The organism is Ideonella azotifigens, assembly GCF_006519715.1.
Classification (GTDB): Bacteria; Pseudomonadota; Gammaproteobacteria; order Burkholderiales; family Burkholderiaceae_C; genus Ideonella; species Ideonella azotifigens.
In genome coordinates, this window is sequence record NZ_VIDT01000614.1 from 1 (window position 1) to 3,350 (window position 3,350).

The 3,350-nt window shown below is 68.2% G+C and carries 4 protein-coding genes; 1 reads left to right on the forward strand and 3 read right to left on the reverse strand.

Annotated features, from left to right (window positions below; translation table 11 throughout):
• From FKP22_RS25020 to yghU, 3 genes are all read right to left on the reverse strand, one after another.
• The coding region (locus FKP22_RS25020; protein ID WP_510606726.1) for a ParB N-terminal domain-containing protein at positions 1–427 on the reverse strand (427 nt) is incomplete at its 3' end.
• Between the two features lie 83 nt (positions 428–510).
• The gene (locus FKP22_RS25025; RefSeq protein WP_141290384.1) at positions 511–1,146 is read right to left on the reverse strand and encodes a glutathione S-transferase N-terminal domain-containing protein; all 636 of its coding nucleotides are present in this window, start codon (positions 1,144–1,146) and stop codon (positions 511–513) included.
• Positions 1,143–2,015 (reverse strand): glutathione-dependent disulfide-bond oxidoreductase, encoded by an 873-nt coding sequence (yghU, locus tag FKP22_RS25030; RefSeq protein ID WP_141290386.1) that lies wholly within the window; start codon positions 2,013–2,015, stop codon positions 1,143–1,145. The genes FKP22_RS25025 and yghU overlap by 4 nt, the downstream gene beginning before the upstream one ends.
• Before the next feature lie 193 nt (positions 2,016–2,208).
• Here yghU and FKP22_RS25035 point away from each other — a divergent pair.
• Positions 2,209–3,350 (forward strand): winged helix-turn-helix domain-containing protein (locus tag FKP22_RS25035; RefSeq protein ID WP_170201076.1); only part of this gene is annotated, 1,142 nt, incomplete at its 3' end.

The following is a 3,350-nucleotide window of genomic DNA, read 5'->3' on the forward strand; positions in this document are numbered from 1 at the left end:
TGTCGGCGGGCTTGGGCGTGGGCTGGCTTTCGGGCGGCACGAAGCGCTCGTCGCCCACCGGCGCCTTGAATTCCGCGGCCGGCTCGGCCTGCTTGCGCAGCCGCCGGGTGGCGACGATCTCGCGCTTGCGCAGCGCCAGCACGCCACGCTGGAAGTCCGACACGCTGCGCCGGCCCAGGTGCTGGTCGATCATCCACAGGTGCACGTCTTCCAGGCTCTGGAAGCGGGTGTTCTGCACCGTCTGGAACGGCACGCCGTGCTGCTGGCAGATGCCGTAGCGGTTGTGCCCGTCCACCAGCACATTGCCCCACAGCACCAGCGCGTCCCGGCAGCCTTCGGCCAGGATGCTGCGTTCCAGCGCTTCATGTTCTTCCGCGGTCAACGGGTCGATGTAAGCCTTGAGTTCTTCGTTGACGACGATGTCCATGTGCGCGATGTGAGGGAAAACAGGGAAAAGGGGCGCGATTGTAGGGAGGCCGGCCGCAATGCCCGCAAGGGATGGAGAGCAGCTTACAAGGACATTGACGGCCGCAGCGCCATCGCCGCCCGCCAGCGCAGCAGGTTCGGGTGCTGCTCGCCGGGCTTCTGTTTCACGACCCGCGCGAAGTCCACGGCCACCACCGCGGTGATGTCGGCCAGGCTGAAGCGCTCGGTCGCGATGAACTCGCGTCCGGCCAGGCGCTGGTCCAGGTCCACGAAAAACTGCTGCACCCGGGCCAGGCCGCGCGCCGCCAGTTCTGGAATCTGCGCATGGTCCACCGGGCCTGGCAGCGCTCGGTTGACCATGGCCGGCGAGCTGTTGCGAAAAGCCTCGGCAATCGCCATCAGCCCCTCGAACTCGATGCGCCACTGCCAGCTGGCAATCTCGGCCTTCTCCTGCGGCGTCCTGCCCAGCAGCGGCGGCTGCGGAAACGCGGCTTCGACCCACGCGGCAATGGCCGCGTTGTCGGTCAGCAGCGGGCCGCCTTCCTCGGTGCGCAGCGCCGGCACGGTGCACTGCGGGTTGATGCGCCGGTAGGCCTCGCCCATCTGCTCGTTGGCCCGCAGGTCGACCTGCACCGTCTCGTGCGCCACGCCTTTTTCGGCGAGCAGGATGCGGGCGCGGCGCGGGCTGGGCGCGGTGGCGCAGTCGTAAAGCGTGATCATGCGGCGCCCAGCTTGTCTTGCGTCTTCGTGTCGAAATCGCTGGCCTCGTGCCGCTCGTGCAACTGGCTGGACGGCTGGCCCCAGGTGCGGTTGACCATGCGGCCACGCTGCACGGCCGGACGCAGCGCAATCTCGTCGGTCCAGCGCAGCACATGCCTGTATTCGTGCACCTGAAGGAACTCGCCGGCCTCGTAGAGCTGGCCCTTGACCAGCGTGCCATACCAGGGCCACACGGCCATGTCCGCAATCGTGTAGTCGTCTCCCGCCAGGTAGCGGTGCTCGGCCAGATGCCGGTCCAGCACGTCGAGCTGGCGCTTGACTTCCATCGCGTAGCGGTCGATCGGGTATTCGAGCTTGGTCGGCGCGTAGGCATAGAAGTGCCCGAACCCGCCACCCAGGAACGGCGCGCTGCCCATCTGCCAGAACAGCCAGGACAGGCACTCGGCCCGCGCGCTGCCGCCGGCCGGCAGGAAGGCGCCAAACTTCTCCGCCAGGTACTGCAGGATGGCGCCGGACTCGAACACACGCACAGGCTCAGGCCCGCTGCGGTCCATCAGCGCCGGGATCTTGGAATTCGGGTTGACTTCGACAAAGCCGCTGCCGAACTGCGCGCCTTCGTTGATCGGGATCAGCCAGGCGTCGTACTCCGCGCCTGCATGCCCCAGCGCCAGCAGTTCCTCCAGCATCACCGTGACCTTCACGCCATTCGGCGTGGCCAGCGAATACAGCTGCAGCGGATGCCGCCCCACCGGCAGCGGTTTGTCATGTGTCGCCCCCGCAATGGGGCGGTTGATGCTGGCAAACCTGCCGCCGTTCTCGCGCTGCCAAGTCCAGATGGCGGGTGGGGTGTAGTTGGACGAATCGACCATGCAGCAAGCTCCGGGAGAAGGCTTTGAATCCGGCGCAGTGTATGCAGCCGGCCTGCCGCCTGCTGTTGCCCGGTCTTCGCCCCCACCGCAGGGCCAGCCTTTACCGCAGCACGTCGAATCAGACGCCAATGGGCAGCGCACGCTCGCTTAAAGTCCGACTTTTGAATGTTTTGTGAAGAAGGCGGAGGGCGGGTTGCAGGACTTGGATGGGTTGACCGAAGCCGCGCCCGCATCGCCGCCCAACGCCGTCTGGCGCATCGGGCATTTCGTGTTCGATCCAGCCGCGCGCACGCTGGAGGCCGAAGGCAGCAGCGAGCGCATTTCAGGCAAGGCCGCTGCGGTGCTGCTGAGGCTGGCGGAGCATGCCGGCAAGGTGGTCAGCCGCGAGCAGTTGATCGCCGAAGTCTGGGCCGGCAACAGCTACACCGGCTCCAGCGGCCTGACGCACACCGTCTCGCAACTGCGGCGCAGCCTGCGCAAGGCGTCGTCCGCCGAGCCGGTGCGGCCAGACAGCGAGGCCGACGAAGACACCGGCCCGATCGAGACGATTTCCAAGTCCGGCTACCGGCTGCTGTGGCCGGCGGTTCAGGTCACCGGGGCAGAAGCGGAAGCGCCGGCGCCCGCCCGCAAGTCGAAGCTGCCCTGGCTGGCCGGTGGAGTCTCTGTGCTGCTGGTCATGGCCCTGGCGCTGGCTTGGCAGGCTCGCCACGGTGCGAACACCGTCGCGCAGCGCTCGCTGAGCGCCATCACCACGCTGGAAGGCATCGAGGAGTCGCCCGCTTATTCACCGGATGGGCACTCGCTGGCCTATGTGTGGCGGCGCACCGGCGTACCGCCGCGGCTGCGCGTGGTCGACCTGCAGCGGCCCGAGGCGCCTGCGCGTGAGCTGACCGATCCGCAGGACCGCCTCTACCGGCCGGTCTGGGTGGACACCCATCACCTGGCCTACCTGCAAGGCCAGCACGGTGAAAGCTGCCGCGTGATGCTGGTGGACCTGCGCAACGACAGCCGGCGCGACCTGGCCGAGTGCCACTACCTCACCGGCGCCGCCACGCTGGCCGCTTCGCCGGACGGCCAGTGGCTGGCCTTCTCGCGCCGCTCCTCCAGTGCACCTGGCGGCCTGGCGCTGATGCTGCACCACATGGCGGACGGCCAGGAACGCGTGCTGGCGCAGGCCGGCGAAGGCCTGGGTTATGGCGAGATGGCCTGGTCCCACGACGGCCGCCACCTCGCGGTGCTGCAGCTGAAGGACACCGTGGGCGACCTGGTGCGGCTGGACGTGCGCAGCGGTGAGGTGCTGCGGCTGACGCGCGAGACCGCTCCGATCTGGGCCCT